31 protein-coding genes are annotated in these 25,781 nt (G+C 72.0%); 16 read left to right on the top strand and 15 right to left on the bottom strand.

Annotated features, from left to right (window positions below):
* Positions 1 to 37: 37 nt before the first annotated feature.
* Genes OJ962_RS17385 through OJ962_RS17375 form a run of 3 tightly spaced genes read right to left on the bottom strand, consistent with a single transcriptional unit; the run spans position 38 to position 3,091 of the window.
* The gene (locus tag OJ962_RS17385; RefSeq protein WP_202956597.1) at positions 38 to 775 is read right to left on the bottom strand and encodes a hypothetical protein; all 738 of its coding nucleotides are present in this window, start codon (positions 773 to 775) and stop codon (positions 38 to 40) included.
* Positions 756 to 1,397 (bottom strand): hypothetical protein, encoded by a 642-nt coding sequence (locus OJ962_RS17380; RefSeq protein ID WP_202956598.1) that lies wholly within the window; start codon positions 1,395 to 1,397, stop codon positions 756 to 758. The genes OJ962_RS17385 and OJ962_RS17380 overlap by 20 nt, the downstream gene beginning before the upstream one ends.
* Positions 1,394 to 3,091 carry a GMC oxidoreductase gene (locus tag OJ962_RS17375; RefSeq protein ID WP_202956599.1) on the bottom strand — a complete coding sequence of 566 codons (1,698 nt, stop codon included), beginning with the start codon at positions 3,089 to 3,091 and terminating at the stop codon, positions 1,394 to 1,396. Before OJ962_RS17375 ends, OJ962_RS17380 begins: the two co-directional genes overlap by 4 nt.
* 75 nt (positions 3,092 to 3,166) lie before the next feature.
* On the opposite strand from OJ962_RS17375, the gene OJ962_RS17370 reads away from it, so the two are divergent.
* A complete protein-coding gene (locus tag OJ962_RS17370; RefSeq protein WP_202956600.1) occupies positions 3,167 to 4,276 on the top strand; it encodes a zinc ribbon domain-containing protein in 1,110 nt (369 codons plus the stop codon).
* Between the two features lie 35 nt (positions 4,277 to 4,311).
* On the opposite strand, the gene OJ962_RS17365 is transcribed toward OJ962_RS17370, so the two are convergent.
* Both OJ962_RS17365 and OJ962_RS17360 read right to left on the bottom strand, forming a co-directional pair.
* On the bottom strand, positions 4,312 to 5,553 hold the full coding sequence (locus OJ962_RS17365) for a protein kinase domain-containing protein (RefSeq protein WP_270006496.1): 1,242 nt from the start codon (positions 5,551 to 5,553) through the stop codon (positions 4,312 to 4,314).
* Positions 5,554 to 5,631: 78 nt separating this feature from the next.
* Entirely contained in the window at positions 5,632 to 6,465 is an 834-nt protein-coding gene (locus tag OJ962_RS17360) for a serine/threonine-protein kinase (RefSeq protein WP_202956602.1), read from the bottom strand.
* Between the two features lie 115 nt (positions 6,466 to 6,580).
* On the opposite strand from OJ962_RS17360, the gene OJ962_RS17355 reads away from it, so the two are divergent.
* The gene (locus OJ962_RS17355; RefSeq protein ID WP_202956603.1) at positions 6,581 to 7,402 is read left to right on the top strand and encodes a serine/threonine-protein kinase; all 822 of its coding nucleotides are present in this window, start codon (positions 6,581 to 6,583) and stop codon (positions 7,400 to 7,402) included.
* Between the two features lie 40 nt (positions 7,403 to 7,442).
* On the opposite strand, the gene OJ962_RS17350 is transcribed toward OJ962_RS17355, so the two are convergent.
* Genes OJ962_RS17350 through OJ962_RS17340 form a run of 3 tightly spaced genes read right to left on the bottom strand, consistent with a single transcriptional unit; the run spans position 7,443 to position 10,159 of the window.
* Positions 7,443 to 8,621 (bottom strand): alpha/beta fold hydrolase, encoded by a 1,179-nt coding sequence (locus OJ962_RS17350; RefSeq protein ID WP_202956604.1) that lies wholly within the window; start codon positions 8,619 to 8,621, stop codon positions 7,443 to 7,445.
* Positions 8,622 to 9,287: an SDR family oxidoreductase gene (locus OJ962_RS17345; protein ID WP_202956605.1), complete on the bottom strand. Its 666-nt coding sequence runs from the start codon at positions 9,285 to 9,287 to the stop codon at positions 8,622 to 8,624. It lies immediately after the preceding gene.
* On the bottom strand, positions 9,197 to 10,159 hold the full coding sequence (locus tag OJ962_RS17340) for an EamA family transporter (RefSeq protein ID WP_202956606.1): 963 nt from the start codon (positions 10,157 to 10,159) through the stop codon (positions 9,197 to 9,199). Before OJ962_RS17340 ends, OJ962_RS17345 begins: the two co-directional genes overlap by 91 nt.
* A gap of 42 nt (positions 10,160 to 10,201) precedes the next feature.
* Here OJ962_RS17340 and OJ962_RS17335 point away from each other — a divergent pair, with 42 nt between their 5' ends.
* Positions 10,202 to 10,909 (top strand): helix-turn-helix domain-containing protein, encoded by a 708-nt coding sequence (locus OJ962_RS17335; RefSeq protein WP_202956607.1) that lies wholly within the window; start codon positions 10,202 to 10,204, stop codon positions 10,907 to 10,909.
* On the opposite strand, the gene ku (OJ962_RS17330) is transcribed toward OJ962_RS17335, so the two are convergent.
* Genes ku (OJ962_RS17330) through OJ962_RS17320 form a run of 3 tightly spaced genes read right to left on the bottom strand, consistent with a single transcriptional unit; the run spans position 10,898 to position 12,936 of the window.
* Positions 10,898 to 11,662, bottom strand: coding sequence for a non-homologous end joining protein Ku (gene ku / locus OJ962_RS17330; RefSeq protein WP_202956608.1), 765 nt, complete (start codon positions 11,660 to 11,662; stop codon positions 10,898 to 10,900). The two genes, OJ962_RS17335 and ku (OJ962_RS17330), sit on opposite strands and share 12 nt — an antisense overlap.
* Entirely contained in the window at positions 11,655 to 12,419 is a 765-nt protein-coding gene (gene ku, locus OJ962_RS17325) for a non-homologous end joining protein Ku (RefSeq protein ID WP_202956609.1), read from the bottom strand. The genes ku (OJ962_RS17330) and ku (OJ962_RS17325) overlap by 8 nt, the downstream gene beginning before the upstream one ends.
* Positions 12,420 to 12,438: 19 nt before the next feature.
* The gene (locus OJ962_RS17320; protein ID WP_202956610.1) at positions 12,439 to 12,936 is read right to left on the bottom strand and encodes a nitroreductase family protein; all 498 of its coding nucleotides are present in this window, start codon (positions 12,934 to 12,936) and stop codon (positions 12,439 to 12,441) included.
* A 29-nt stretch (positions 12,937 to 12,965) separates the two neighbouring features.
* Here OJ962_RS17320 and OJ962_RS17315 point away from each other — a divergent pair, with 29 nt between their 5' ends.
* On the top strand, positions 12,966 to 14,405 hold the full coding sequence (locus tag OJ962_RS17315; RefSeq protein WP_202956611.1) for an MFS transporter: 1,440 nt from the start codon (positions 12,966 to 12,968) through the stop codon (positions 14,403 to 14,405).
* On the opposite strand, the gene OJ962_RS17310 is transcribed toward OJ962_RS17315, so the two are convergent.
* Positions 14,402 to 14,683 carry a hypothetical protein gene (locus OJ962_RS17310; protein ID WP_202956612.1) on the bottom strand — a complete coding sequence of 94 codons (282 nt, stop codon included), beginning with the start codon at positions 14,681 to 14,683 and terminating at the stop codon, positions 14,402 to 14,404. The two genes, OJ962_RS17315 and OJ962_RS17310, sit on opposite strands and share 4 nt — an antisense overlap.
* Before the next feature lie 136 nt (positions 14,684 to 14,819).
* Between OJ962_RS17310 and OJ962_RS17305 the strand changes: the two genes are divergently transcribed.
* The 6 genes from OJ962_RS17305 (at position 14,820) to OJ962_RS17280 (ending at position 19,649) form a co-directional block, all read left to right on the top strand.
* A complete protein-coding gene (locus tag OJ962_RS17305; RefSeq protein ID WP_202956613.1) occupies positions 14,820 to 16,079 on the top strand; it encodes an aldehyde dehydrogenase family protein in 1,260 nt (419 codons plus the stop codon).
* A gap of 70 nt (positions 16,080 to 16,149) precedes the next feature.
* Positions 16,150 to 17,133 carry a PspC domain-containing protein gene (locus OJ962_RS17300; protein WP_202956614.1) on the top strand — a complete coding sequence of 328 codons (984 nt, stop codon included), beginning with the start codon at positions 16,150 to 16,152 and terminating at the stop codon, positions 17,131 to 17,133.
* Positions 17,130 to 17,303: a LiaI-LiaF-like domain-containing protein gene (locus OJ962_RS17295; protein ID WP_202956615.1), complete on the top strand. Its 174-nt coding sequence runs from the start codon at positions 17,130 to 17,132 to the stop codon at positions 17,301 to 17,303. The genes OJ962_RS17300 and OJ962_RS17295 overlap by 4 nt, the downstream gene beginning before the upstream one ends.
* A complete protein-coding gene (locus OJ962_RS17290; protein ID WP_202956616.1) occupies positions 17,300 to 18,475 on the top strand; it encodes an ATP-binding protein in 1,176 nt (391 codons plus the stop codon). The genes OJ962_RS17295 and OJ962_RS17290 overlap by 4 nt, the downstream gene beginning before the upstream one ends.
* On the top strand, positions 18,472 to 19,116 hold the full coding sequence (locus OJ962_RS17285) for a response regulator (protein ID WP_202956617.1): 645 nt from the start codon (positions 18,472 to 18,474) through the stop codon (positions 19,114 to 19,116). Before OJ962_RS17290 ends, OJ962_RS17285 begins: the two co-directional genes overlap by 4 nt.
* A complete protein-coding gene (locus OJ962_RS17280) occupies positions 19,086 to 19,649 on the top strand; it encodes a uracil-DNA glycosylase (RefSeq protein ID WP_202956618.1) in 564 nt (187 codons plus the stop codon). The genes OJ962_RS17285 and OJ962_RS17280 overlap by 31 nt, the downstream gene beginning before the upstream one ends.
* On the opposite strand, the gene OJ962_RS17275 is transcribed toward OJ962_RS17280, so the two are convergent.
* From OJ962_RS17275 to OJ962_RS17265, 3 genes are read right to left on the bottom strand one after another with little or no spacing between them, the layout of a single operon-like run.
* A complete protein-coding gene (locus OJ962_RS17275) occupies positions 19,640 to 19,981 on the bottom strand; it encodes a nuclear transport factor 2 family protein (RefSeq protein WP_202956941.1) in 342 nt (113 codons plus the stop codon). The two genes, OJ962_RS17280 and OJ962_RS17275, sit on opposite strands and share 10 nt — an antisense overlap.
* Positions 19,981 to 20,643: an HAD family hydrolase gene (locus OJ962_RS17270; RefSeq protein WP_202956619.1), complete on the bottom strand. Its 663-nt coding sequence runs from the start codon at positions 20,641 to 20,643 to the stop codon at positions 19,981 to 19,983. The genes OJ962_RS17275 and OJ962_RS17270 overlap by 1 nt, the downstream gene beginning before the upstream one ends.
* A 12-nt stretch (positions 20,644 to 20,655) precedes the next feature.
* Positions 20,656 to 21,759, bottom strand: a complete 1,104-nt coding sequence (locus OJ962_RS17265) for an FAD-dependent oxidoreductase (RefSeq protein WP_202956620.1) — start codon at positions 21,757 to 21,759, stop codon at positions 20,656 to 20,658.
* Positions 21,760 to 21,784: 25 nt separating this feature from the next.
* On the opposite strand from OJ962_RS17265, the gene OJ962_RS17260 reads away from it, so the two are divergent.
* Genes OJ962_RS17260 through OJ962_RS17235 form a run of 6 tightly spaced genes read left to right on the top strand, consistent with a single transcriptional unit; the run spans position 21,785 to position 25,746 of the window.
* Entirely contained in the window at positions 21,785 to 22,429 is a 645-nt protein-coding gene (locus OJ962_RS17260; protein ID WP_202956621.1) for a M14 family zinc carboxypeptidase, read from the top strand.
* Complete coding sequence (locus OJ962_RS17255) at positions 22,426 to 22,977, top strand: histidine phosphatase family protein (RefSeq protein WP_202956622.1); 552 nt, start codon at positions 22,426 to 22,428, stop codon at positions 22,975 to 22,977. Before OJ962_RS17260 ends, OJ962_RS17255 begins: the two co-directional genes overlap by 4 nt.
* Before the next feature lie 42 nt (positions 22,978 to 23,019).
* Positions 23,020 to 23,418 carry a hypothetical protein gene (locus OJ962_RS17250; protein WP_202956623.1) on the top strand — a complete coding sequence of 133 codons (399 nt, stop codon included), beginning with the start codon at positions 23,020 to 23,022 and terminating at the stop codon, positions 23,416 to 23,418.
* On the top strand, positions 23,391 to 24,071 hold the full coding sequence (locus tag OJ962_RS17245; protein ID WP_407697517.1) for a response regulator transcription factor: 681 nt from the start codon (positions 23,391 to 23,393) through the stop codon (positions 24,069 to 24,071). Before OJ962_RS17250 ends, OJ962_RS17245 begins: the two co-directional genes overlap by 28 nt.
* Positions 24,068 to 25,288: a sensor histidine kinase gene (locus tag OJ962_RS17240; RefSeq protein ID WP_202956625.1), complete on the top strand. Its 1,221-nt coding sequence runs from the start codon at positions 24,068 to 24,070 to the stop codon at positions 25,286 to 25,288. The genes OJ962_RS17245 and OJ962_RS17240 overlap by 4 nt, the downstream gene beginning before the upstream one ends.
* Positions 25,285 to 25,746 carry an RrF2 family transcriptional regulator gene (locus tag OJ962_RS17235; protein WP_202956626.1) on the top strand — a complete coding sequence of 154 codons (462 nt, stop codon included), beginning with the start codon at positions 25,285 to 25,287 and terminating at the stop codon, positions 25,744 to 25,746. The genes OJ962_RS17240 and OJ962_RS17235 overlap by 4 nt, the downstream gene beginning before the upstream one ends.
* Positions 25,747 to 25,781 lie beyond the last annotated feature (35 nt).

The raw sequence follows: 25,781 nt of genomic DNA, 5'->3' as shown, positions 1-25,781 counted from the left end.
CGGATGATCGGGGTGGGGCGGAGCGGATGTCCTGCCTTCAAAGTCCGATTCCCGGGACGCCTCCAGAGCTCATCTGGAGGTCGTCCCAGGCCTTGGCCGCGAGCTCCCAGTCGGACTCGGTGTCCTGCGCCTCCGAGTGCCGGATCATCCGGATCAGGTAGGCGAGCGCGGACAGCAGCGCGATCGCGGCGAACGCGATCTGGATGCTCAGCACGCCCTCCTCGGTCCAGTAGACGTCGTCGAGCTCGAGCAGCAGCGCGGACTCGTCGAGGACCAGCGCCACGCCGACGCCGAACGGGAACGCGAGGTACTTGTCCAGGTGCTCACCCTTGGTGCCGATCGCGACGCCGCCGGCGGCCAGCGCCAGGATGCCGCCCGGTAGGAAATGGTGGATGTGCGTGTCGCCGACCACGACGTCCTTGATCGGGCCGAAGCCGCCCTTCTCGCGGATCGTCCACGTGATCGCGCGCGTGATGCCGAACGCGACGGTGAAGGACGCGAGCATGTTGAACAGGGCGTTCTCGCGCGTGCGCGAGACGGCGTAGCCCTCGCGCAGCGTCATCACGGCCTCGACCGGCCTGGAGCGGCGGTCGTCCTCGGACGTGATCTGGCGCGAGCGCGGAAGCGTCCCGAGCCGCCAGACGCGGGTCAGCTCCGCGCCGAAGACCGTGATCACCGCGCCGCCGGCGAGGATGCCGAGGACGTGGGTCCGGCCGCTGGACTTGGTTCTGGCCGCCTCGGCGGCCTTGAGGCGCTTAGCCTTGCGCGGCGACACGCTTGCGAGACCCCCTGCGTAGGTACACCTGAGCCAGCTGCTGGACGAAGATGACGCCGAACTTCACGAGCGCACCGAGCTGGGCGCCGAGGCCGGGGCCCGAGGCGCGGAACGTGGTGAGCTGCTTGGCGAAGTCACGCATCCGGATGATGATGATCCCGGACCCGACGATCTCCGCGCTCTCGTCGGCGCCCTCGGGCACGTGCCCGCGCAGGACGCGGGTGAAGAGCGTGGTGGTGTCCTTCCACAGGTCGAAGCCGCCGTCGTTCGCGACCACCTTGTGCCCGATCATCGTCAGCGGGTGCCCGACGCCGTCGTAGAACCACAGCCGATAGAGCATGTGCTTGACGCCCGGCTTCCCGTCCTGGTCGACGAACAGGTTGAACCAACCGTTGACGACGGGAAGTTGGCCGCCCAGTGCATCGCAATGCACCCAGCCACGAGCGTCCGCGGCTCTCAGGGGATCGTTCCCGAAGTGATTCACGTCGGCCACCTCGATCGTGAGGTGGAACATGAAGGCGGCCGCGCCTTCGCCGTCCGGCCGGGCTCCGCGGGCGAAGTCGGTCTCGCCGAAGGTGATGTGACCGAGCATCTCCTCGGTGAAGCGCACGCTTGAGCTCATCTGGCCGCCGCCTCCGCGACGCGTCTGTCGGGATCGATGATCTGGTCGGCGAAGCGGTCTGCCAGCGCCGCGATCGTGAAGCTGGGGTTGGGGCCGGTGGGGCCGGGCATGACGGAGCCGTCCGCGATGTGCAATCCAGGATGCCCGAAGACGTTCCCGTACGCGTCGACCACGCCCTCCTCGCGGGTGCGTCCCATCGGCGCGCCGCCCAGCGGGTGCACCGTGATCACGCGCCGCAGGAACCAGAGCGGATTGTCGGCGAAGCGCCCGCCGAGCACGCGCGCCATGTCCCGCGAGACGCCGCGCACGCGCGCGAAGTACTCCTCGGAGGCGCGCCGGTTCCAGTCCAGGTCCAGGCGGCCGTTCTTGAGGTACATGCGCCCGTCCGGGATGTCGCGGCCCATGCTCAGCAGCGGGAGCCCGCCCGCGGACAGCTCACTGGGCAGCATCAGGTCGGCGATGTGGGCGGTGACGTCGGTGTCGGGCGAGCCCTTGAGCCAGTTCTTGACCAGGTGCGTCGCGCCCGCGCGCCAGCGCCACAGCTGCACCGGCGCGCTGAGGATGTGGAGGATCCACGCGAGGTGCTGCGGGTAGCCGGCGTCCTGCAGGTAGAAGCCACGGCCCGTGCCGCCGTCCTCGGCGCCCGGGATGTGCGCGGTCGTCGTGATGACCGGCCCGTAGCCCGGGTCGACGATCCGTGACTCGCGCTTGCCGTCCGTGACGCGGCTCGTGTTGAGGATCAGCGTCAACAGGTCCCCGTTTCCGCAGAAGCGCGTGCCGATCCGGCTCGAGAGCCCGGGCAGGACGGCGCGGTTGCGCAACAGCAGGTTCGTCGTACCCAGCGTGCCGGCGCTCAGGATCAGGTGGTCGCAGGTCACCCGCACCGTCGGCGGCGCCTCGGGCGCGCCGGCGTCGAGGTCCGCGTAATGCACCACATAGCCGCCATTCTCACGCGGCTCGAAGCGGCGCACATCGGCCAAAGTGCGGATCTCCGCCCCGTGGTGGGCGGCGTGCGTGAGGTAGTTGTAGTCGAGGGTGTTCTTGGAGCCGAAGTTGCACCCGACATCGCACTCGCCCGACATCTGGCAGGTGGTGCGCGTGCGGCCGTGCAGGTTCGGGATCTTCTCCACGATCGCCTCGCCCGGCACCGGGTCGCGCCCCTCGTTGGCGAACGTCACCGCCAGCTTGGGGTGGAAGTGGCGCAGCCCGAGCTCGGTCGCCGCCTCTTTGAACGCGATCGTCTTCGGCGTCGACGCGTACGGCTCGTGGTCGACCGGGAACTCCTGCAGCCCGACCATGTGCTCGACCCGGTCGTAGTGCGGGTCGAGGTCGCCGCGGTTGACAGGCCAGTACTCGTAGCCGCCGCGGTCCAGGTCCTCCTGCACGAACCAGCGCTCGTCCTTGCGGATGAAGACGTTGGCGTAGATCAGCGAGCCGCCGCCGAGCCCGGCCGAGACCAGCGCGTCGATCCCTCGAAAGGACCAGTAGTGGTACATGCCGACCAGCCCGCGCGGCGGATCCCAGAAGCTCTCGCGCGCGCGGTATGGGCTGCGGGTGAACGAGCCGGGCGGGTACGGGCGGCCGCGTTCGAGGATCAGGACGCGCTTGCCGGCCTCGGCCAGCCGGAAGGCCGTCACCGACCCGCCGAACCCCGAGCCGACGACGATCGCGTCGTAATGCGTGTCAAGACTCAATGTGGTGCAACGCTAACCGCCGTTGGACTTCCGCGGCAAGTACCGTGCGTCCAGGTAGGCTGCGCCCTCACCGCCATGACCACGGGCCAAGACCAGACGCAGACGCTCTACGAGACGGCCGATCGGACGCGTGCGGCGGTCGCCGATCCGCGCTTCGCGCAGGACGTGGACGAGGCGCTCGAGTACTTCGCGCCCGACCTCGCCTCGCATGTCGGCCGCTACGACAGCGGCGAGATGTTCGTCCCGCTGGAGCTGTGGCTCGGCAAGTGGGAGCCCGGCGCGGCGCTCGTGCTGCAGGACCGGGCCGTGATCGTCTGGGGCCGGACGGAGGTCCAGGTCCAGTTCGTCCCGCGCAAGCGGCCGGGCGGCGTGGCGGAAGTCGACGTCCAGGCCGACGCCGTCACGCTCTGGATCGACACGGACGTGCCGCGCAACGTGCGCGTCAAGCGCTACGACAGCAGCTTCGACGTCCCGACGCGCTTCGCCGACAAGCTGCGCCCGGAGGCGCGCGACCAGGCGCCGACCGCCGTGCTGCCGCCGCAGATGGAGCAGTGCCCGCACTGCTTCGCAGAGGTCGAGAAGGGCGCGGACTTCTGCCCGTCGTGCGGCCGCCACATCGGCCCCAAGCCGCCGCGCAACAAGAAGAAGCTGATCATCCTGCTGTTGCTGCTGTTGCTGCTGTTGCTCCTCGTGCTGCTGATCGTGGCGGCGGTGCTGCTGCTGACACGCGACGAAGAGGAGCCGGCCCGGCCCAAGCCGACGCCGACGGCCACCGCCGAGGCCAGCGCGGAGCCCACGGCGGATGCGTTCCGGCGCATCACCGGCCCGGGCTGGGAGGGCCGCGCCCCGCGCTCGTTCGAGCTCGACCGGTCCGGCGGCGGCGACCTTCGGGTGCACGTGCTCACCGACGGGCAGACCGTCATCCGGATCTTCCACACGCCCAACGAGCAGGCGAACCCGGGGACGTTCGAGACGGGGGAGCGCAAGCCGTTGGAGACGCAGGCGGAGGAATCCGAGCTGGCGACCGTCAAGAACTTCGGCACGCCCGAGTGCGAGAACCGCAACTGCTCGGACCTCCTGCTCAACGATCCCGCCTGGGGCGGGATCGCGATCACCGTCAACGCCACCCGGGGCGAGCGGCTGGACGCGGCGAAGGAGATCGCCGCGTCGATCAAGTCACGTTAGGTCGGATGATCGGGGTGGGGCGGAAGGGCTGCGCCTCACGCCAATAGGGTGCGGCCGCCCGAGCTGCTGAGCGGGAACGTGTCCAGGTCGAGCGCGACGACGGCGAGGTCGGCGAACAGCGCGACCTTGCCGAGGTCCTCGCGCAGGTACGGGCCGCCGTCGCGGCGGTCCAGCACGGAGAGGACGCCGATCGTCTTGCCCTCGCGCACGAGCGGCGCGACGACCATCGTGTACGGCACGTAGCCCGTGCCGGCCGCGACCTGGCGGGCGAAGCGCGGGTCCTTGCGGCACTCGGGCACGAACACGCCGTCCCCGCTCGCCACGACCGCGCCCGCGATGCCGACCCCCGGCGGGAGCCGCATGCCGACGACCTCGCTCGCGCCCGCCCCCCACGCCGCCTCGTAGACCAGCTCGCCGTTCGACGGGTCGGTGAGCGCGATCGAGCACGCGGCGGCCTCGAACATGCCGGCGGCGGTGCGGACGATCGCCTCCATGACCTTGCGGCGCGTCGTCGGCCGGCCGAGCGACTGGGCCAGCGAGTGGCCCCGGTCGCCCGTAAGCGGCACGCCGATCGCCTCCGCGAACGCGCCCGCCGACGGGATCCGCTGCTCGGGCAGCATCTCGAGCCCGCCCGACAGTGCGGTGTGTAGCTCGGGCGGCAGGCCCGGCGCGAGCTTGTCGAGCTTGAGCACGTCGCCGTAGCGCGGCGGCGTGCCGATCAGCAGCGTCCACAGGGTCGCCGCCAGGCTGAAGATGTCCGACGCCGCGCTGACGGTGCCGCCCGCGAACACCTCGGGCGCCATGTAGCGCGGGGTGCCGACCGCGATCGTGCCCTGATCCTCGTCGCCGCCCAGCGCGCGCGCCACGCCGAAGTCGACCAGGACGACGCCGTCCTCGCCGTGGATCATGTTCTGCGGCTTGACGTCGCGGTGGACGATCTGCTGCGAGTGCACGTAGGACAGCGCCTCGCAGCCGTGGCGCACGTACTCGATCGCGTCGCCGTACGACAGGCCCGGGTTGCCGCTGCGCTTGAGGATCGCGCCCAGGTCCACGCCGTGGACGAGATCCATGACGATGTACAGGCCCTGGTCGTCGCTGGAGTGGTCGAGCACCTTGACCACGCGCGGGTGGCTCAGGCTCGCCAGCAGCCGCGCCTCGATCTCGAAGCGGGCGGCGTGGCGGACGTCCAGCAGGCGCTTGACGGCGACGTCGGCCCCGGTCTCCCGGTCCGTGGCACGGTAAACCGCACCCATCGCCCCACTGGAGATGGGTGCCACGATCTCATAGCGCCCGTTTAGCGCTTCCCCCCCGACGGCTGTTGCCTGCTGATCCGGCCGCGTCAGTGCATCACTTCCTTATGCGGCCAGACACGCCGGGGCCGGGCGCCCGAGCGCGCCGAGCATGTCGATGACGAGGGTGCCCGCCGACGCCGGGCGGTCCTCCGGGTCCTTGGCCATGCCCGCGGCGAGCACGGCGTCGAGCGTGCGCGGCAGCTCCGGACGGCGCTCGCTGACGCTGGGCGGCGGCTCGACGATGTGGGCGTACATGGTGGCGGCGTCAGTTTCGCGCACGTAGGGGACGGTACCGGTCAGCGTCTCGCAGGCGAGACAGGCGAGCCCGTAGATGTCGGTCGCGGCGCCGACGCGCTCGCCGTCCAGCAGCTCGGGCGCCATGTAGTCGATGGTGCCGAGGACCTGCCCCGGGGCGGTCAACTGGCTGCCATCGTTGTCGCGCGCGAGGCCGAAGTCGCCGAGGAAGACCTCGGGACCCGGGTCGAGCAGGACGTTGGCGGGCTTGACGTCGCGGTGGACGACGCCCGCGGCGTGCGCCGCGTCCAGCGCGCTCGCGACGGAGACCAGGACCTTCATCGCCACATCGATCGAGAGTGGACCGGCCAGGATGAGGTTGCGCAGCGTGCTCGAGACGAGCCGGCTGGCGATGTAGAGCTCGCCTTCCACCTCGCCCATCCCGTGGATCGGGATGATGTGCGGGTGCTCGAGCTGGGCCAGCAGTTCACCCTCGCGCCGGAAGCGCGCGCGGTAGACGGGATCGGCGGCGACATCCTCACGCAGCACCTTCAACGCGACAGCGCGTCCCGTGATGCGGTCGATCGCAAGATAAACGACGCCCATGCGCCCCACCCCGACGATCCCCTCGATCCTGTAGTCACCGAGCCTTGGCTTGTCCATAGCGAGATCGACGCCTAGTGTCCCGGCTCCGCGGGCTGACCGCAAGTGACGGCTGACCGGAAGTCGGGTGGCGGTGCTGGACCCGCCGTCGAGCCGATAGACTTGCGGCGCTCGTATGCCTGAGATCGCACTCGAGCCCAGGCCGGGCGACTCCGTCGGTCCTTACCGGATCACGCGGACCATCGGGCGCGGCCGTATGGGCATCGTCTTTGAAGGGGTCGCCGACGGCGGGAAGCCCGTCGCGGTGAAGGTCGTCACCACCGAGCTCTCCCAGGACGAGGTCTTCGTCCGGCGCTTCCAGCGCGAGGTCGCCGCCGCCCAGAAGATCTCCCATCCCCACGTTGTGCCCGTCCTGGACGCCGGCGAGTCGGGCGGGCTGCCCTACCTCGTGCAGGAGCTGATCCCGGGCGGGTCGCTGCAGGAGCGGATCGCCGCTGCGGGGACCCTGGACCTGGAGACGACGATCCGGCTGCTGACCGGTCCCGCCGAGGGCATCGACGCGCTGCACGCGTCCGGCCTCGTCCACCGGGACATCAAGCCCGCGAACATCCTGCTGGACGGCGACCGCGCTTACGTGACGGACTTCGGGCTGGCCAAGGACTCGCAGGCGTCCAACCTCACCCGCCCCGGGCAGGCGCTCGGCTCGCTCGACTACATGGCCCCGGAGCAGATCCGCGGGGAGGACGTCAGCGCCGCGACCGACATCTACGCGGTCGGCTGCGTCATCCACGAGTGCCTCACGGGCACGCCGCCGTTCGGCGGGCGCCCGTCGATGCGCGTGCTGTTCGCGCACCTGCAGGAGGCGCCGCCGGAGATCCCCGGCCAGGAGGCCGCGGTCGGCAAGGCGATCAACCGGGCCCTCGAGAAGGAGCCGGAAGACCGCCCCGCCACCGCGGTCGGCTACATCAAGGCCGTCAGCAAGGCCGCTGGCATTTGAAGTAGGGACATCCCCTCCGCCCCACCCCGATCATCCGACCTCACCTGCTGAGGCGCGAACGCACGAACTTCGTCGCGTCCGCCGCGGCCCGGCTGTTCAGCACCGCGCCCGCATGATCGACGCCGGTGTAGGTCTTGTAGGTCACGTTCGCCCCGCCGGCCTTGAGCTTGGGCACGAGCTGGTTGGTGAACAGCGGCAGCACGGTCGTGTCCGTCGTGCCCTGCTCGATCTGCACCGGGCCGGAGCGGATCTTCAGCGTCTCCGGGTCGTTCTCGTTCAGGGCCCCGATCACCGGGGCGAGGTTGCCGTCCGGCCGCAGCAGCTCGGACGGCGCGAGCCCGCCGAACGAGTCGCCCTCCGTCAGGTCGCTGAGGCAGACCTCGTCCACCTGCGGGAACAGCACGCGGGCGCGGTCGGACAGCAGCGAGGCGGCGTTGAGCGCGGGCCGGTCGACGTCGACGCCGCGCACGATCATCGCCGCGAGGCCCGTGAGGGGGCCGGGCGCCGTGAGCGCGCCGAGCAGCGCGGCCTGCTCGCCGAGGTGGCTGGCGGGTGCGAGCGCGAGCGTCCCGCGCACGTCGAGCTCGGGCGTCCAGCGGCCGGCCAGCGCGCCGGCCCACAGCGCCGCGTGGCCGCCCTGCGAGTGGCCGGCGATCACGACCCGCTTGCCCAGGCTGCGGTCCAGCTTGCGCGCGCCGCGGACCATGTCCAGGACGGCGCGGCCCTCCGAGACGCCGATCAGGTACGGGTGCGTGGTGGGCGTGCCGAGGCCCTCGTAGTCCGTGCGCACGACGGCGTAGCCGGCCTTCAGCCACGTGTTGAGCAGCTTGTGGTCGTACTGCGCGGGCATGCCGACGCGCGAGGGCGCGCACGCGTCCGCGATCCCGATCGTGCCGTGCGCCCACGTGACGATGGGCCAGCCACCCCTGGGCGCCTTGCCCTTCGGGACGTGCACCGTCCCGGAGATCGCGGTGTCGTGCCCGCTCGTCTGCTGGCCCAGGTAGAGCAGCAGCCGGTTGCTCTTCGCGCTCGTCAGCTTGGCCTTGCCGGTGAGGCCGCGCACCCAGATCGGCGTGCCGTGCGTGCCCTTGGGCAGCGTCTCCGGCGGCGTGTAGAAGGCGAGCCCGGCGGGCCCCTTGTCAACGGCCGCTTGGGAAGCGGGGGTCCCTGCAAAGCAGAGGAACGCCGCGGCGACGATTCCGGCGATGGGCGAACGCATTTACAAGACGGTAACCGGGCCGTCGCCGCGCTGTAGCGATTGCACCGCGACGTCGGCCGGCGTCGGCCCGTCGAAGAGCTCGAACTCCGTCCGGATCGTGTTGTCAGCCAGCAGGACGTGGTAGAGGACGAGCGCGACGTTGTCGCGGGAGACGGCGTCCCGGCGCCCGAACGCGGTCGCGATGTCCACGGTGCCGCTGCCCGGCTCGTCGGTGAGCATGCCCGGCTTGACGATCGTCCAGCTCAGTCCGCTCGTGCGCAGTGCGTCGTCGGCGGCGGCCTTGGCCTCCAGGTAGGCGCGCATCGGTCCGGCGTGCTCGGCATCCTGCGTGCCGATCGAGGACACGATCACGAAGCGGTCGACGCCGAGCGCCTGGGCGGCCTCGATGCACTTCACCGCCGCGCCGAGGTCGACGGTCTGCTTGCGCTCCGGGCCACTGCCGGGGCCGGCGCCGGCCGCGAAGACGATCGCCTCCGCGCCGCCGATGTGCGGGCGCAGGTCGTCGTGCTCGAGGTCGCACAGGACCGGGTGGCCGCCGTCGGCCTCGAGGTCGGCGACGTGGTCGGGGTTGCGGATCAGCCCGCGGGCGGTGTGACCGTTGCGGGCGAGGATTCGGATGAGCCGGCGGGCGATCTGCCCGTGTCCGCCGGCGATGAGGACGTCCATGGAGTGCGCCGTACCCAGGTGACGGCCGCGAGCACCACGACGCCGCCCGCGATCTGGACCGCCGACAGCGACTGGTCGAGCAGAAACCAGGCGAACACGGAAGCCAGGACCGGCTCGAGCGTCGCCACCACCGCGACCTTCGCCGCCGGCAGGTGCCGCAACGCCGTGACCAGGAGCAGGAACGGGATCAGCGTGCCGATCGTGGCCACGCCGAGCGCGACCGCCAGGTTCTCGAGCGAGCCCAGCAGCTCCCACGGGAACGACCAGACGGGCGCCACCACGAGCCAGAACACGGTCGCGAAGCCGAAGCCGTACGTGAGCGTGGTGAACGCGTCGTAGCGCTCGCCGGCCTTCTGCGAGGCGGTGAGGTAGATCGCGAGCGTGACCGCGGCCAACAGCGCGAAGACGACCCCGACGCCGTCGAGGTTGCCGGCGCCCGAGGGCGCGTCGACCACGAGTGCGCAGCCCGCGACCGACAGCGCGACCGCCGCCCACAGGCTCCTGGGCGCGTGGACGCGGTGCACCACGGCCGCCCAGATCAGCAGCATCGCCGGCGCGAGGTACTGGATGACGAGCGCCACGCCGATGTCCATCCGGGCGATCGCCGCGTAGTAGGTCGCGTGGACGAGCGCGATGCCGGCGATGCCCAGCCACGCGAGCTGCGGGACGTCGCGGCGGGCGATCCTCAGCCGGCCGGGGGAAAAGGCGGCGAGCGCGGCGACCAGCAGCAGCGCGGACACGGCCGAGCGGAACTCCGAGAGCCGCGCGGGAGACATCCCCTCGTCGAGCAGATACCGCGAGAGCGAGCCGTTCAGGGCCGAGCAGGTGGCCGACAGGACGGTCAGCAGGTAGCCGAGACGGGGATTGGGCACGGCGGGCATTGTGGCGATGTGTCCTGCTATCACCGGTGTTCTGTGAACGACCAGGTGAGCGTGCTCGACGTGGATGCGGGGCTGGCGGAGCTGGTCCCGGCCGACCAACGCCCACAGGCCCGCCAGGCCACCGGGGCCACGATCCTGCGCTACGGCACGGGCCCGTGGCGCGAGGCCGAACCCGAGACGATCGAGCGTGCCCGCGGCGGCTACGGCATGCTCGTCGTCGACGGCTTGCTGCTGCGACGCGTCGGCGTCGGCGGCCGCCACGCGGCGGAGCTGCTCGGCCCGGGCGACCTGCTGCGCCCGTGGCAGGCCGACTCGGAGACGACGCTCGACGCCGAGTGGACGTGGCGCGTCGTGGCGCCGACGCGGATCGCCGTGCTGGACACGCGCTGGATGCACCGCGCCGCGCACTGGCCGCAGCTCGGCGCCGAGCTCGCGGGCCGCGCGATGTCACGGGCCGTGCGGCTGGTCACCTCGATGGCGATCGCCCAGCAGCCCAAGCTGGACGTCCGCCTGTGGATGCTGTTCTGGGAGCTCGCCGACCGCTACGGCAAGGTCCATCCCGACGGCATCCACCTCGAGCTGCCGCTCACGCACGAGGTCCTCAGCCACCTCGCGGGCGCGCGCCGGCCTTCGGTCTCGGGCGCGCTGACCCGGCTCGCCCAGGACGGGCGCCTGCTGCGGTCCGGCCGGCACTGGGTGCTCTCGGGCGAGCGCCCCGTGGCGGACGCCCTACCCGTGTAGCGCCAGGGACTTCTCCAGCGCCGCCATCAGGTCCGGCACCGGCTCCATGCGCTCGGGGTCGGTCTCCGGGAGCTTGATGTCGCCGCCCTTGCGCTTCTTGCGGACGATCGCCTGCAGCCGCTTGCGGTACTCGTCCTCGTACTCGGAGGGGTCCCAGTCGCCGGAGAGCGCCTCGATCAGCTTGACAGCCTCCTTGACCTCCTTGGGCTTGGTGCGGCCGCCGGAGCCTGGGACGCCGTCGGTGTCGCGAACCTCGTCGGCGAAGCGCAGCGTGGAGAGCGTGAGCGCCTTCTCGCGCACGCGGATCGCGACCAGGTACTCCTTCGTGCGCATGACGAAGCGGCCGAGCGCCACGCGCTCGCTGCGCTCCATCACGCCCGCGAGCAGCCGGTAGGCGCGGATGGTGCCGTCGGTCTCGCCGGCGGGGACGAGGTAGTACGGGTGGTCGTAGTAGATCGGGTCGATCTCGTCGAGCTTGACGAACGACTCGATGTCGATCGTGCGCGTCTTCACCGGGTCGGCGGCGCTCAGCTCGTCGTCGGTGACCACGACGCCGTCGTACTCGTTGCCGATCTCCTCGTAGGGGACCTCCTTGCCCTCCTTCGAGCAGACGCGGTGCGTCTCGATCGGCGTGTCGTCTTTCTCGTGGATCTGGCGGAAGTGCAGATCGAGGTCGCGCACGGCGCTGACGAGCTGGACGGGCACGTTGACGAGCCCGAACGAGAGCGAACCGGTCCACAGCGCCCTAGCCAAGGCTGGCCTCCAGCGCCTTCATGAGGTCGTCGGTCTCCTCCTGCGGCTCGGGCTCTTCGACCTCGATCTCCTCGCCGCTGCGCTTGCGCTCGATCACCTGCAGGACGGCCTCGCGGTGGGTGTCCTTGTACTTGTGCGGCTCGAACTTCGCCTGCAGGCTGTCGACCAGCTTGCCCGCCATCTGGAGCTCGCGGTCGGTCGGGTTCTTCTGCGGGCTCGGCAGGTCGAGATCGCCCGGCTCGACGACCTCGTCGTGGAAGTTCATGACCTCCATCGCGAGCACGCCGTCGTGCGGGCGGACGGCGACGAGCCGCTCGCGGTCGTGGAAGACCCAGCGGCCGATCGCGACCTTGCCCGTCTCCTCGAGCGCCTTGCGCAGCAGCCGGAACGCGTCCTCGCCCTTGTCACCCGCGCCGAGGTAGTAGGTCTTCTCGTAGAAGATCGGGTCGATCTGCTCACCGGGTACGAAGCGCTCGACGTCGATCAGCTTCGCGTTCTCGCCCCCGGCGGCCGCGATCTCCTCCTTGGTGAGCACGACGATCCCGCCGTCGGAGAGCTCGTAGCCCTTGACGATCTCGTCGCTCGGGACCTCCTTGTCCTCCTTGGGGCAGACCTTGCGGTGCTCGATCCGCGCCTCGTCCTTGAGGTGGACCTGGTGGAAGTGGATGCTCTTGGACTCCTGCGCCGTGAACACCTTCACGGGCACGTTGACGAGCCCGAACGTGAGCGTGCCGTTCCAGATCGAGCGCGCGGCCATTGAGCGCTCTCTTACCCCGTCAATCGAGGAAGAACGCGATCTCCTCGACCGGCGCGCGCTCGGGCACGCGCTGCTCCTGGCGCGGCGTGCCGAGGTAGAGCAGGCCGATCGGCGTCTCGTCGTCGGGGAGGCCGAGCGCGTCCAGCACCGGCACCGTGCGCCAGTAGGCGGCGAGCCCGCGCGCGTGCGCGCCGAGCAGCACGATGTACGCGGCGACCGCGGTCGCGAGCAGGTCCTCGTGGTCCTGCTCGGCCTGTCCTGTCTGCTTGACGCTCACGGCGACGAGCGTCGGCGCGCGGTCGAGCTTGCTCGCCGAGCCGGGCTTGTGCGCCTCGGCCGCCGCCTTGAGCGTGGCCAGCGCCCGCGGGCCGATCACGCGAAACCGCCAGGGGTTCGTGACGTGGTGATTGGGCGCCCAGCGCGCCAGTTCGAACAGCTCGAGCAGGGTCTCGCGCGGGACGGGGTCGGGGCCGTACGCCTTGTGCGTCCGGCGCGTGCGGATGAGCTCGTCGATCACCGATTCGATGGTACGGGTAGTTGCGCGGCGTGCCTGAGACCGTGAAGACCCGCATTCCCGCCCGCATGGACCGCCTGCCGTGGAGCCCGTGGCATTGGCTCGTCGTGCTCGGGTTGGGGACGGTGTGGATCCTCGACGGGCTCGAGGTCACCATCGTGGGCGCGATCGCGAGCCGGCTGTCCGAGCAGGACGCGCTCGGCATCAGCGAGTACCAGGTGGCGGTCGGCGGCACCTTCTACATCGCGGGCGCGGCGGTCGGCGCGCTCGGCTTCGGCTATCTGACCGACCGGCTGGGCCGCAAGAAGCTGTTCATCGCGTCGCTCGGCCTGTACCTGCTCGCGACCGTGCTCACCGGCTTCACCTGGAGCGCGTACTCGTTCTGGTTCTTCCGCTTCCTGACCGGCCTCGGCATCGGCGGCGAGTACGCGGCGATCAACTCCGCCATCGACGAGCTGATCCCGGCCAAGTACCGCGGTCGGGTCGGGCTGATCATCAACGGCTCCTACTGGCTGGGCGCGGCCTTCGGCGCGGCGCTCTCCGGCCTGCTGCTCGACAAGGACCTGTTCGGCGCCGACCTCGGCTGGCGGCTCGCGTTCTTTCTCGGCGCGGTACTCGCGATCGGGATCATGCTCGTGCGCCGGCACGTGCCGGAATCACCGCGCTGGCTGATGATCCACGGCCGCAACGACGAGGCCGAGCAGCTGGTCGACGGGATCGAACGCGAGATCGAGCGCAAGACCTGGAAATCGCTGGAACCGGTCGGCGCCGACGACGAGCTGGAGATCGTCCAACGCCGATCGACGAACTTCGTCGAGATCGCGCGCGTGCTGTTCCGCGACTATCCGCGCCGCTCGCTGCTCGGCTTCACGCTGCTCGCCACGCAGGCGTTCGTCTACAACGCCGTCATCTTCACGTTCTCGCTCGTGCTGACGGGCGTCTTCGACGTCGACTCCAGCGTGGCCGGCCTCTACCTGATCCCGTTCGGGATCGCGAACTTCCTCGGCGTGCTGATCCTCGGCCGCCTGTTCGACACGGTCGGGCGGCGGCCGATGATCTCCGGCACCTACTTCGTGGCGGCGCTCGGGCTGGCGGCGCTCGCGGCGCTGCTCGCCGGCGACGCGCTCGGCACCTGGGGCTACATCGCGCTGCTGTGCGGCGCGTTCTTCTTCGCCAGCGCCGCCGCGTCGGCGGGCTACCTGACCGTCAGCGAGACGTTCCCGCTCGAGATCCGCGCGATGGCGATCGCGCTGTTCTACGCGATCTCCACCGGCATCGGCGGCGCGGTCGGGCCGCTGCTGTTCGGCCGGCTGCTCGGCGGCGACGACCCCGCGGGCGTCGCCGTCGGCTACTGGATCGCGGCGGGGCTGATGGCCTTCGCCGCGATCATCGAGATCGTGTTCGGCGTCGACGCCGAGCAGCAGTCGCTCGAGGACGTCGCCGAACCGCTGTCGGCTCAGGAAGCTGGTTAGGCCGCGGCGAGCGGTACCGCGCTCGGCCCGCAGGCGAGGATGTCGGCGATCAGCGTGTCGACGCGCTCCTCCAGCCAGCGGCCACTCTTGAGCAGGTGCTCGGCCAGCGCGCCCATGTCGCGCAGCGAGTCACGGGCCTCGTCGAGCGACGCGGCGAAGATGAGGTTGTCGGCGGCGTCGCGGATGCGAGCCTGCTCACCGGCGAGGAGCTTCGTGGGCCCCAGCTCGGTGAGTGTCTGTACAACGCGCCCGTAGGCCTGTGTGCGTTCGTTGGTCATGACACGTGGTCTCCTGTCCGGAGTCTTCGTCACTGCAGCAACGAACCTGAAGGGCGGAACTGGTCGTCAACTCCCGGACCCGACAAGTGTTCGAGTCGTCGGCGCGCGGGTACGCGTCCCGCAAGGGGTTATGGGCATGCTCGACGTAGGCGTCTTCCACCGTGTGCCGGAGCTCGCGGTGATCGATCCGGCCACGGGTGAGGCGATCGGCCACGTGCCGGCGTGCGCCGCACCGGAGGCGCACGACGCGGTGCTCGCCGCGCGCTCGGCTGCGGGCGCGTGGGCGCGCAGCACGCCGGAGGCACGCGGGTCGCTGCTCAAGGCCGCGGCGCGGCGCCTGCGCGAGCACGCGCGCGAGCTCGCCGAGCTGCAGACGCGCGAGACGGGCGCGCCCTTGGCCGCTTCCCTCGGCGGGGTCGAGCGCGGGATCGCCGCGATCGAGGCGTACGCGGAGCTCGGGCCGCTCGACAGCGCGGCCGGCCCGCGCGGCGGGCTGATCGTGCGCGAACCGCGCGGCGTGGTCGCGATCCTGATGCCGTGGGCGGACCCGCTGGCCGCCTCCTGCAGCGCGCTCGCGGCGGCGCTGGTGAGCGGCAACGCCGTCGTGCTCAAGCCGTCGGAGAAGGCGCCGCTGGCCGCCCAGCGGGTGGTGGAGCTGCTCGACCTCGGTGAAGCGCTGCAGTTGCTGCACGGAGACGACCGCGCCGCCCGTCCCTTGAGCACGCATCCCGGCGTGGACCTCGTGATCCGGCCGGGCGAGGAGGCCGCGGGCAGCCACCTGGTCGTGATCGACGCCGGCACCGACCCCGAGTGGGCGGCCGAGCAGGTCGCCGCCAGCGCGTACGCGGGCGCGGGCCAGTCGTGCGGGTCGGTTGAGCGCGTGAACGTGCACCGCTCCGTGGCCGAGCCGTTCCTCGACGCGCTGGTCGCGCACGCGCGGGCGCTGCGGAGCGGGCCGGGCCTGGCGCCGGGCACCGAGCTCGGCCCGCTGATCGACGAGGAACAGCGGTTGTGGGTGCACCGCCAGGTCCAGGACGCCGTCTACGAGGGCGCGGAGCTGCTGGCGGGCGGCGAGCCCCTGTACGGGCCCGGCTACTTCTATCCGCCCACGGTCCTGACCGACGCGCCCGCCAATGCGCTCGTGATCTGCGGCGAGACGCGCGGCCCGGTCGTGACGGTCCGCACCGTCGACTCGTTCGGCGAGGCCCTCCTCGTCGACGACCGGATGGGGATCGCCTCGGTCCTGACGCCGCTGCACGCGAACGCCCAGCGCGCCTGGCGGGAGCTCCCGGCCCGCACGGTCAGCGTCGACGCCGTCTTCTGCACGCCCCGCCCGGGCGCCGAGCCCGAGCTCCTCGCGGCCGTGACGCGTACCAAAGTCGTGCATCTCGCCTAGGGATCGTCTCGGGGTTCCCTAGGGTGATCCCCAATGGCGGGATCGGCCCGCCGGCGGCAGCCTGTGCGCCATGGAACCCGACGCCCCCGTTCGCCAACTCACCCTCTCGACTTCCGACAAGCACGTGTGGGGCGTGGCGGGCGGCCTGGGCCGCTACTTCGGCGTGGACCCGATGCTGTTCCGGGTCGCGTTCGGCGTGTCGGTGGTGTTCGGCGGGATCGGCATCGTCGCCTACCTCGCGCTGGCGGCGTTCCTGGCGTCCGACAACGGCCGGCCGGCCTGGATGGCGGACAAGCCGCGGGCGGCTTCCCTGGTCATCATCGCCAGCCTCGCCGTCGCCGGGCTGACGACGATGTCGCCTCCAGGGTTCATCCTCGGCCCCGGGCTGTTCGGCATCGCCGTCTTCACGCTGCTGGCGGTGGCCGGGTATCGCGCGATCGGCCAGGAGATCCGCAATGACCCCGCCCGGCTGGCCGCGAAGGGCGTGCTGGCGATGCTCGGCCTCGTGGCCGCGGTCGCCGCCGCGGTCGGCATCGGGTTCGTCGTCGCGCTCGGCGGCGGCGTCGCGGTGGCCATCGTCTCGATGGTCGCCGGCCTTGGCCTGGTCACCGCCGGCCTGCTCGGCGGGCCGCGATGGCTCATCCTCCCCGTCATCGTGCTGGTGCTCCCGCTCGCCGTCGTCTCCGCCGCCGACCTCGATCTCGAAGGCGGCGTGGGCGAGCGGCGCCACGCGCCGCTGGCGGTGGCGGACCTGCGCCCCGAGTACCGCGTCGGCGTCGGCCGGATGGAGCTGGACCTGCGCGACCTGAACGTCCCCGCCGGCAGCACCGAGGTGAAGGTGAACGTCGGGATCGGAGAGGCCCGCGTGCTCGTGCCCAACGACGTCTGCGCGTCGATCGACGGCGACATCGGCGTCGGCGCGGCCGACATCCCGAACCGTTTCAAGGAAGGCCCGGACATCGCCATCCGCGAGGCGCGCAAGCAGCTCGTGATCAAGGCCGACATCGGCGTGGGCCACCTGCAGGTCGACCGAAACCGCGACGCCTGCGCATGAGGCGCGGTCGTGTCGATCGCACGCTCATCGTCGCGGGGCTCGCGACGATCGCGCTCGGCACGCTGCTGTTGCTGGACCGGCTCGGCTCGATCGACCTGCGCTTCGAGTACGCGGCGCCGGCGGTCCTGGCGGCGATCGGCGTCGTCCTCATCACGGCGGGCCTCTCATGAGCGACGCCGCTCCGCTCCCCGTCCGCCGCGATCCGTCGCACGGGTACCTCGGCGGCGTCTGCTCCGGCTTCGCCAACCGCGTCGGGATCGACCCGATCCTGATCCGGATCGGCTTCATCGCCGCGGTCGCGCTCGGCGGCGTGGCGATCCCGCTGTACGCGCTCGGCTGGGTGCTGATCCCCGCCGAAGGCCCGGAGAAGCCGGCCGTGCAGCGGCTGCTGACCCGCAGCGACACCTGGCTCGTCGCGGCCGGGATGGGCTGCCTGGTGGCCTCCGGCCTGCTGCTGCTGCGGGCGTGGGGCTTCTGGTTCGTGAGCGACCAGTTCCTGTGGCCGCTGGTGATCGCGGCGGCCGGCGGCGCGCTGATCTGGCGGCAGTCGCAGACGGCGCCCGAGCGGGTCACCTCGCGCGCGCGGCTCCCGCGCCAGACCGTCAACCGGGCGACCGCGGGCGCGGCATTGGTGGTCGGCGGCGCGCTGATCTTCCTGTATGTCAACGACGCGCTGGCGCCGGCGCGGGACGTCGTCCTGCCCGTGCTGGTGATGCTCGTGGCCTTCACGATCATCCTCGCGCCGTGGTGGATCCGGCTCGTGCGCGGGCTCAACGACGAGCGCGCGGCGCGTATCCGCTCGCAGGAGCGTGCCGAGGTGGCCGCGCACCTGCACGACTCGGTGCTGCAGACGCTCGCGCTCGTGCAGAAGCGCGCGGACGACCCGCGCGAGGTCGCCGCGCTCGCGCGCCGGCAGGAGCGCGAGCTGCGGGCGTGGCTGAACGGCACGCGGAACGACCAGAACTCACTGGCCGGTGCGCTTGAAGCTGCGGCGGAGGAAGTCGAGGCCGACCATCACGTGCCGATCGAGGTCGTGACCGTGGGCGACGCGCCGCTCGAAGAGCCCGCCGCCGCGCTGGTCGCGGCCGCGCGCGAGGCGCTCGTGAACGCGTCCAAGTTCGCCGGGCCGGAGCCGATCTCGCTCTACGCCGAGGTCGCCGACGGGCGCGTCGAAGTGTTCGTGCGCGATCGCGGTCCCGGTTTCGACGTCGAGAGCGTTTCGCACGACCGGCGCGGCGTCCGTGACTCTATTGTCGGTCGCATGGAGCGCCATGGCGGCCGGGCGACGGTGCACTCGACCCCCGGCCACGGAACCGAAGTCGAGCTGGTGATCGAACCGTGAAGGCGAGCGTCGTCATCGTCGACGACCACTCGCTGTTCCGCGCGGGCGTGCGCGCCGAGCTGGACGGGCTCGTGGACGTGATCGGGGACGCGTCTTCCGTCGAGGAGGCGGTCGAGTGCGTCGTGCGCCTGGAACCGGACGTCGTCCTGCTGGACGTGCACATGCCGGGCGGCGGCGGGCTGGAGGTACTGCGCCAGGTGGCCGAGAAGCGGCCGGCGCAGCGGTTTCTCGCGCTCAGCGTGTCCGACGCGCCCGAGGATGTGATCGCGATCATCCGGGCGGGCGCGCGCGGCTACGTCACCAAGACGATCTCCGGCGAGGAGCTCGCGGACGCCGTGCGGCGGATCGCCGACGGCGACGCCGTCTTCTCGCCGCGGCTCGCGGGGTTCGTGCTGGACGCGTTCGCCTCCGTGGCGGGACCGGTCGAGGTCAACGACCCCGAGCTCGAGCAGCTGACCGCGCGCGAGCGCGAGGTCCTGCGCCACATCGCCCGCGGCTACCTGTACAAGGAGATCGCCGCGCGGCTGAACATCTCCACCAAGACGGTCGAGGCGCACGTGTCCGCCGTCCTGCGCAAGCTGCAGCTGTCCTCCCGCCACGAGCTCTCCCGTTGGGCCGTCCAGCGCCGGCTGGTGGACTAGCGGGCCTGCGCGACGAGATCGTCGCGCACGCCGGCTGCGGCTACGAGCCGTGCGAGACGGCCACGCGGACCGTCCCCGGCGAGGGCAACCCCGAGGCCGCCGTCGTGTTCGTGGGCGAGGCACCCGGCGCGACCGAGGACGAGCTCGGGCGCCCGTTCGTGGGTCGCGCCGGCAAGCTGCTCGACGAGCTGCTCGCGGAGGCGGGGTTGCAGCGTTCCGACGTGTGGATCACGAACGTGGTCAAGGCGCGCCCGCCCAAGAACCGCGACCCCAAGGCGCCGGAGATCGCGCACTGGATGCCCGTGCTCGAGCGCGAGATCGAGCTCATCCGGCCGCGCTTCATCGTCCCGCTCGGCCGCCACGCGCTCAAACACTTCGCGCCCGCGGCGAAGATCGGCGAGGTGCACGGCACGCTGGTCAACGGGCGGCTCTTCCCGCTCTACCACCCGGCCGCGGCGATGTACAACCAGACGCTGAAGTCGACGCTGTTCGACGACGCGCGCGCCCTCGGCGCGCTGCTGGCTCAACCGTAGAGCTTCAGGAACGACAGCTTGTCCCAGTAGCCGCGCTGGAACGCGATCAGGCCGTCGCGGACGGTGAAGAAGCCGCAGCCGCGCAGCCCGAGCGGGTCGCGCCACTCGAGGATCGCGACGTCGCCGGCCTCGTGGATGACCTCGGGGATGCAGACCATCTCGGCGGCCGCGAACTCGCGCTCGAACATCGCGTGGATCGCCGCCCGGCCCTCGACCGGGTCCTCGGCGACCTGGTGGTTGACGGCGTCCTCGCGGTAGAGGGCGGCGAGCCCGTCGGCGTCGCCGGCGTTGAACAACTCGAGCCAGCGCTCGACGACCGCCTTCGGCGTCATCACACGCCGAGCTCGTCCAGAGACGCGTGGAGCTCGGCCGCGTCGCGGTAGACGCGGAAGGCGCCCGCGCCGAGCAGCTCGTCCGCGCCGTAGCCACCGGAGAGCAGGCCGATGCTGAGCATCCGCGCCCGGCGCGCGGCCAGAAGGTCCCAGACGGCGTCGCCGACCACGTAGCACTCCTCGGCGTCGGCCTCCAGGCGCCGTGCGCACTCGAGGAACAGGTCCGGCTCCGGCTTGGCCCGCGCGACGTCGCCACGCTCGACGACGACCGTCGCGTCCGGGATGCCGAGCGCCTCCAGCGAGGCGTCGATGCTCGGCCGCCGGCCCGAGGTGGCGATCCCGTGCACGATCTCGCGCTCGCGCAGCTCCGCCAGCAGGTCCTTGGCGCCTGGCAGCGGGCGGCGCTCCTCCAGCGGAAGCAGCTCGCGGAAGATGCGGTCGTGGGTGACCTGCAGCTGCTCGGCCTCCTCGTCGGTGAGCTCGTGGCCGATCTCCCGGCCGACCGCGCGGGTGAAGAGCCCGCCGCTCATCCCGATCTTGCGGTGGATGCGCCAGCCGTCGACGGCCATCCCGTTCTCGTGCAGCGCCTTCTGCCACGCAAACACGTGGGCGTAGACGGTGTCGACGAGCGTGCCGTCGAGGTCGAAGATCAGGGCCGGCATCGGCGACTGACGTTAGAGGTTCGAGCCGGCCGTCCGCAGGGAGGTGCCGCGCTCACGCCGGTGCAGGCCGAAGCGCGCGGGCAACGGCTCGCCGCCGTCCCAGGCGGCGATCACGCGCTCGGCCAGCGCCGGGCCGTGCTTGAAGCCGTGGCCGGAGCCGCCCCCGACGAGCCAGACGCCGTCGTGCTCGGCGGCCAGGAACTCGGAGTCGGCGGTGAGCTCGTAGCGGCACGTCCTGGTGCCCTTCAGCGGCGCGGCGGCGAGCGCGGGGAAGCGCTCGGCGACGTATCCGCGCATCAGCGCCTCCGTCTGCGGCGTCGCGTCCGGCAGCGGCGCGTCGGGGTCCAGCGGCGGGCCTTCCTCGTCCCAGGCGCACTTGACGCCCAGGTCGTGCAGGTCGCCGGTGCCGTAGACGGCGCGGTCGTAGTCGATCCAGGCCGGCGCGCGCTCCCAGCCCGGCCCGCCGTCGTAGAAGAACAGCTGCTGGAGCGTGACGCGCAGTTGCACGACCGCCGGGAAGAGCGTGGCGAGCCAACCGCCGCAGCTCCACACGACGCGGTCGGCCTCGTAGACGTCGCCCTCGAGGACGACGCGGTCGCCGTCGGGCGCCGCGCGGCCGTGGACGATGCGCGCGCCGCGCTCCGTCGCCGCCTGGGCGAGCGCGCGGACGGCGTGGGCCGCGCGCAGCACGCCCGCCTCCGGCTCGTGCAGCACCCAGGTCAGGTCGGCGCCGTTCAAGGACGGGAACCGGCGCGCGGCGTCGGCGACGTCCTGGCGTTCGGCGGGGATGTCCAGGGCGTGCAGGGTCTGTGCCGACGCGGCCTCCCAGCCGTCGTCGCGGTGCGCGAACCACGAGACGCCGCACTCGGTCAGCAGGTCGGTGCCCGTCTCGGCTTCGAGCTCGCGCCACAGCGTGCGCGCACGGCGCGCCATCGCCGCGTAGTCCGCGTCCGGGCCGTGGGCGCAGCGGATCAGCCGCGTCTCGCCGCCGGAGGTCGCGCGCGGGTCGCCCGGCTCGAACTGGTCGATCAGCACGACGTCGTCCCCGCCGCCCGCCAGATGCCAGGCCAGCGACGCTCCGAAGGTCCCCGCGCCGACGATCACCACCCTGGCCACGGCCGCAGACGGTACAAAGAACGGCGTGCTCGCCGCTGCGCTCGCGACGTTGGTGATCGGCCACTCGGCCGAAGGCCGGGAGATCCGCGCCACGCGCGTGGGGGACGAGGACGCGCCCGTGAAGGTGCTCGTGGTCGGCGACGTGCACGGCAACGAGCCGGCCGGGGAGGCGATCGTCACGGCGCTCCGGCGCGAGCGCGTGGCCGGCGTGCAGTTCTGGCTGGTCCGCACCGGCAACCCGGACGGGCGCGCCGCGAACACGCGCCAGAACGCCCGCGGCGTCGACCTCAACCGCAACTTCCCGTACCGCTGGGCACCCGGCGCGCGCGGCACCTACTACCCCGGGCCGAAGGCGGGCTCGGAGCCGGAGACCAAGGCGCTGATGCGGCTGGTCCGGCGCGTGCGCCCGCAGCTCGGCGTCTACTACCACCAGCACATGGGGATCACCGTGCGGGCGCGCGGGGTGGACGCGGGGGTCCAGCGCGACTACGCGCGCCGCACCGGCCTTCCCTTGAAGTCGCTGCCGAACTACCACGGCACGGCGATCGGCTGGCAGAACCACCTGATCAAGGACGGGACGGCGTTCGTCGTCGAGCTGCGGGCCGGCCCGGCGCCGCTGCAGCGCCATGTGGACGCGGTGATCGCCGCAGCGAGGAGCTACGTCGAATGAGGATCGTGCTGGTGCGCCACGGCGAGACCGAGTGGAGCGCGTCGGGCAAGCACACGTCGACCACCGACGTCCCGCTCACCCAGCGCGGACGGGAGGCGGCGGTGGGCGTGCGCGACCGGCTCGCGGGCCGCGAGTTCGCGCTCGTGCTCGCCTCGCCCCGCCAGCGCGCGCAGGACACGGCGCGGCTCGCGGGCTTCGAGCCCGAGACCGAGGACGGCCTCGTCGAGATCGCCTACGGCGACTACGAGGGGCTGACCACGAAGGAGATCCGCGTCGACCGGCCGGGCTGGACGCTGTGGGCGGACGGCTCACCGGGCGGCGAGACGCTGGCGGACGCCGGCGCGCGGGCGGACCGCGTGCTGGCGCGCGCCCGCGAGGCGGGCGGCGACGTCGCGCTGTTCGCCCACGGCCACATCCTGCGCGTGTTCGGCGCCCGCTGGATCGGCTTGCCGCCGGGACACGGCGGGTCGCTCAAGCTCGACACCGCCGCGATCTGCGAGCTCGGCTACGAGCGCGAGACGCCCGTCCTGCTGCGTTGGAACGCCTGAAACCACAGCGTTTCCACAAGAACGGGGTTGAAGCTGGTGGCCATGAAGAACTGGATCGTCGCCGCCATCGTCGCCGTCGCCGGAGCCGGACTGGTCGCCACGGCCACCGCCGCCCCGTCCAAGGAGAAGAAGGCCGGCGCCTTCAACCAGGTGCTCGCGAACAAGCTCGGTGAGCAGCTGGACAAACCCGCCGAGGACGTGCAGGCGGCGCTCAAAGCGTCCCGCAAGGACGTCAAGGCGGCCGAGAAGGGGAACAAGCGGGAGGTGTGGACGAACACGGTCGCCGCGGCGCTGAAGGTCGAGCCCAAGCAGCTCAGCGACGCGGTGCGTGCGCTCGTCAAGCAGCGCCTCGACGCGCTGGTCCAGGACGGATGGCTCACGGCCGAGCAGGCCGCCAAGCGCGAGGACAAGCTCTGGGTTCCGTTCCTGCGCGTCCGCTGATCCTCGTCGTCGACGACGAGCCGGCGATTCGAACGGCCCTCGAGCGCGCGTTACGCCTCGAGGGCTTCGCCGTGCGCACGGCCGCGGACGGCGCCGGCGCGCTGGCCGCGGCCATGGATGAGCCGCCGGCGGCGATCGTGCTCGACGTCGTCCTGCCCGACCTCGACGGGCGCGAGGTGGCGACCCGGCTGCGCGCCCGGGGGTTGGACACGCCGATCTGCATCCTGAGCGCGCGCGACGAGGTCGCCGACCGGGTCGCCGGCCTGCAGGCGGGCGCGGACGACTATCTGGTCAAGCCGTTCGCGATGGAGGAGCTGGTCGCGCGCCTGCACGCGCTGCTGCGCCGCGGCGCGCCGGCCGCGACCGGCGACGTGCTCGTGGCGGCTGACGTGCGCCTGGACCCGGCGCGCCGGATCGCGGCCCGTGGCGGCGTCGAGCTCGACCTCACCCGGCGTGAGTTCGACCTGCTCGAGGCGTTCCTGCGCCACCCGGGGATGGTCCTCACGCGCACGCAACTGCTCGAGCAGGTGTGGGGGTATGACTGGGAGGCCGACGGCAACGTGGTCGACGTCTTCGTCGGCTACCTGCGCCGCAAGCTCGGCGAGCCGCGCGTGATCCACACGGTCCGCGGCGTGGGGTTCGTGCTGCGGTGAAGTCGCTCGCGGGGCGCGTCGCGCTGCTGGTGACGATCACGGCGGCCGTCGTGTTCGTCGTGGTCGGCGTGCTGCTGATGGCGGAGGTCGGCCGGCGCGAGCGCGCGACGTTCGACCGCGAGCTGCGCGCGACCGTGAACCGAATGGTCGTGCCCGCGCGCCGCGACCGCACCGGGCAGCTCGACCGGCTCGCGGGCGACGCCTCCGTGCGGCTGCTGACGCAGGGCCGGGTGAGCTACGACAACGGCCGCGCGCCGGAGCTTCCGGTGCCGCGCACCGGCCTGCGGACGCTCACCGCCGCGGACGGCTCCCGCTGGCGCGTGCTGCGCCGCGGGCGGTTGATCGTCGCGCGGCCGCTGCAGGTCGTCGAGGACCGCATCGACGACCTGCAGAACACGATCGCGCTCGCCGCGCTGCTCGGCTTGGTGGTGACGGCGATCGCGGTGCGGCTGGTGGCAGCGCGCTCGCTGCGGCCGCTCTCGTCGCTGCGCGAGCAGGCGGCGGGCATCACGACGACGCGCGCGCGGGTGGACGAGTCCGGCCCGGCCGAGGTCGGCGAGGTCGCGCACGCGCTCAACGCGATGCTCGCCCGGCTGGAGGAGTCGGTCGCCGCGACCGAGCGGTTCACGGCGGACGCCGGCCACGAGCTGCGCACCCCGCTGACGAGCGTGCGGGCGAACCTGGCCGCGCTCAGACATGGCCCGGACGACAAGGTCCTCGCGGAGCTCGAGCGCGACGTCGCGCGGCTCGCGGCGCTGCTCGACGGGCTGCAGGCGCTCGCTCGCGGCGACGCCGGTGCGGTCGCGCGCGAGCCCGTCGATGTCGGGGATGTCGCCGACGCCGCGCTCGCCGACGCCCGCCGGCGCCACCCGGAGGTGGACTTCGCGTTCGGCGAGGCGCACGAGCTGACGGTCACCGGCGACGCGACGGGCATCCGCGCGATCCTCGACAACCTGCTCGAAAATGCGGCGCGGCACGGCGCCAGCACCGTGCGGATCGAGCTCGGCGCGCATCACATCGCGGTCGACGACGACGGCCCCGGCATCCCACCCGACCGGCGCGAGCGCGTCTTCGAGCGCTTCGTGCACGCCGGCGCGGGCGGCTCCGGGCTCGGCCTCGCGATCGTCGCTCAGCAGGCGCAACTGCACGGCGGGGAGGCCCGGATCGAGGACTCGCCGCTCGGCGGCGCGCGGGTTCTCGTCACAATGCGCGCGTGAAGGTCTCCGCCAAGGCCGATTACGCGGTCCGCGCCGCCGCCGAACTCGCCGCCGCCCAGAACACCGGCTCGCTCGTGCGCGCCGAGACGATCGCGACCGCTCAGGGCATCCCGCAGCGCTTCCTCGAGAACATCCTGTCCGACCTGCGGCACGCCGGGCTGGTGCAGAGCCAGCGCGGCGCGGAGGGCGGGCACCGGCTCAACAAGCCCGCGGACGAGATCAGCGTCGCCGACATCATCCGCGCCGTCGACGGCCCGCTCGCGGCCGTGCGCGGGGAGCGCCCCGAGTCCGTCACCTACCAGGGCCCGGCCGAACCGCTGCAGCGCGTGTGGATCGCGCTGCGCAAGAACCTGCGCGACGTCGTCGAGCACGTCAGCCTCGCCGATCTCGCCGCCGGCGCGCTCCCCGACAACGTCAACGCGCTCGCTGACGACCCTGAGGCTTGGACCACAAGATAGACTGGCGCGCTAAACCTGATCGGCTTTCTCGCCTT

The sequence above is a fragment of the Solirubrobacter deserti genome (assembly GCF_027587175.1).
Classification (GTDB): domain Bacteria; phylum Actinomycetota; class Thermoleophilia; order Solirubrobacterales; family Solirubrobacteraceae; genus Solirubrobacter; species Solirubrobacter deserti.
Note: the sequence above shows the minus strand (reverse complement) of the source record. Positions and strands in the feature narration are given on the sequence as shown.

What these genes read in the sequence shown, in the direction of transcription:
- OJ962_RS17355 (WP_202956603.1), top strand. Translation starts at nt 6,581, where the DNA reads ATGCCTGAGATCGCACTCGAGCCCAGGCCGGGCGACTCCGTCGGTCCT.
- OJ962_RS17270 (WP_202956619.1), bottom strand. Translation starts at nt 20,643, where the DNA reads ATGCCGGCCCTGATCTTCGACCTCGACGGCACGCTCGTCGACACCGTC.
- OJ962_RS17300 (WP_202956614.1), top strand. Translation starts at nt 16,150, where the DNA reads ATGGAACCCGACGCCCCCGTTCGCCAACTCACCCTCTCGACTTCCGAC.
- ku (WP_202956609.1), bottom strand. Translation starts at nt 12,419, where the DNA reads ATGGCCGCGCGCTCGATCTGGAACGGCACGCTCACGTTCGGGCTCGTC.
- OJ962_RS17345 (WP_202956605.1), bottom strand. Translation starts at nt 9,287, where the DNA reads ATGGACGTCCTCATCGCCGGCGGACACGGGCAGATCGCCCGCCGGCTC.
- OJ962_RS17310 (WP_202956612.1), bottom strand. Translation starts at nt 14,683, where the DNA reads ATGACCAACGAACGCACACAGGCCTACGGGCGCGTTGTACAGACACTC.
- OJ962_RS17360 (WP_202956602.1), bottom strand. Translation starts at nt 6,465, where the DNA reads ATGGACAAGCCAAGGCTCGGTGACTACAGGATCGAGGGGATCGTCGGG.
- OJ962_RS17380 (WP_202956598.1), bottom strand. Translation starts at nt 1,397, where the DNA reads ATGAGCTCAAGCGTGCGCTTCACCGAGGAGATGCTCGGTCACATCACC.
- OJ962_RS17305 (WP_202956613.1), top strand. Translation starts at nt 14,820, where the DNA reads ATGCTCGACGTAGGCGTCTTCCACCGTGTGCCGGAGCTCGCGGTGATC.
- OJ962_RS17295 (WP_202956615.1), top strand. Translation starts at nt 17,130, where the DNA reads ATGAGGCGCGGTCGTGTCGATCGCACGCTCATCGTCGCGGGGCTCGCG.
- OJ962_RS17250 (WP_202956623.1), top strand. Translation starts at nt 23,020, where the DNA reads ATGAAGAACTGGATCGTCGCCGCCATCGTCGCCGTCGCCGGAGCCGGA.
- OJ962_RS17275 (WP_202956941.1), bottom strand. Translation starts at nt 19,981, where the DNA reads ATGACGCCGAAGGCGGTCGTCGAGCGCTGGCTCGAGTTGTTCAACGCC.
- OJ962_RS17370 (WP_202956600.1), top strand. Translation starts at nt 3,167, where the DNA reads ATGACCACGGGCCAAGACCAGACGCAGACGCTCTACGAGACGGCCGAT.
- OJ962_RS17255 (WP_202956622.1), top strand. Translation starts at nt 22,426, where the DNA reads ATGAGGATCGTGCTGGTGCGCCACGGCGAGACCGAGTGGAGCGCGTCG.
- OJ962_RS17290 (WP_202956616.1), top strand. Translation starts at nt 17,300, where the DNA reads ATGAGCGACGCCGCTCCGCTCCCCGTCCGCCGCGATCCGTCGCACGGG.
- OJ962_RS17350 (WP_202956604.1), bottom strand. Translation starts at nt 8,621, where the DNA reads ATGCGTTCGCCCATCGCCGGAATCGTCGCCGCGGCGTTCCTCTGCTTT.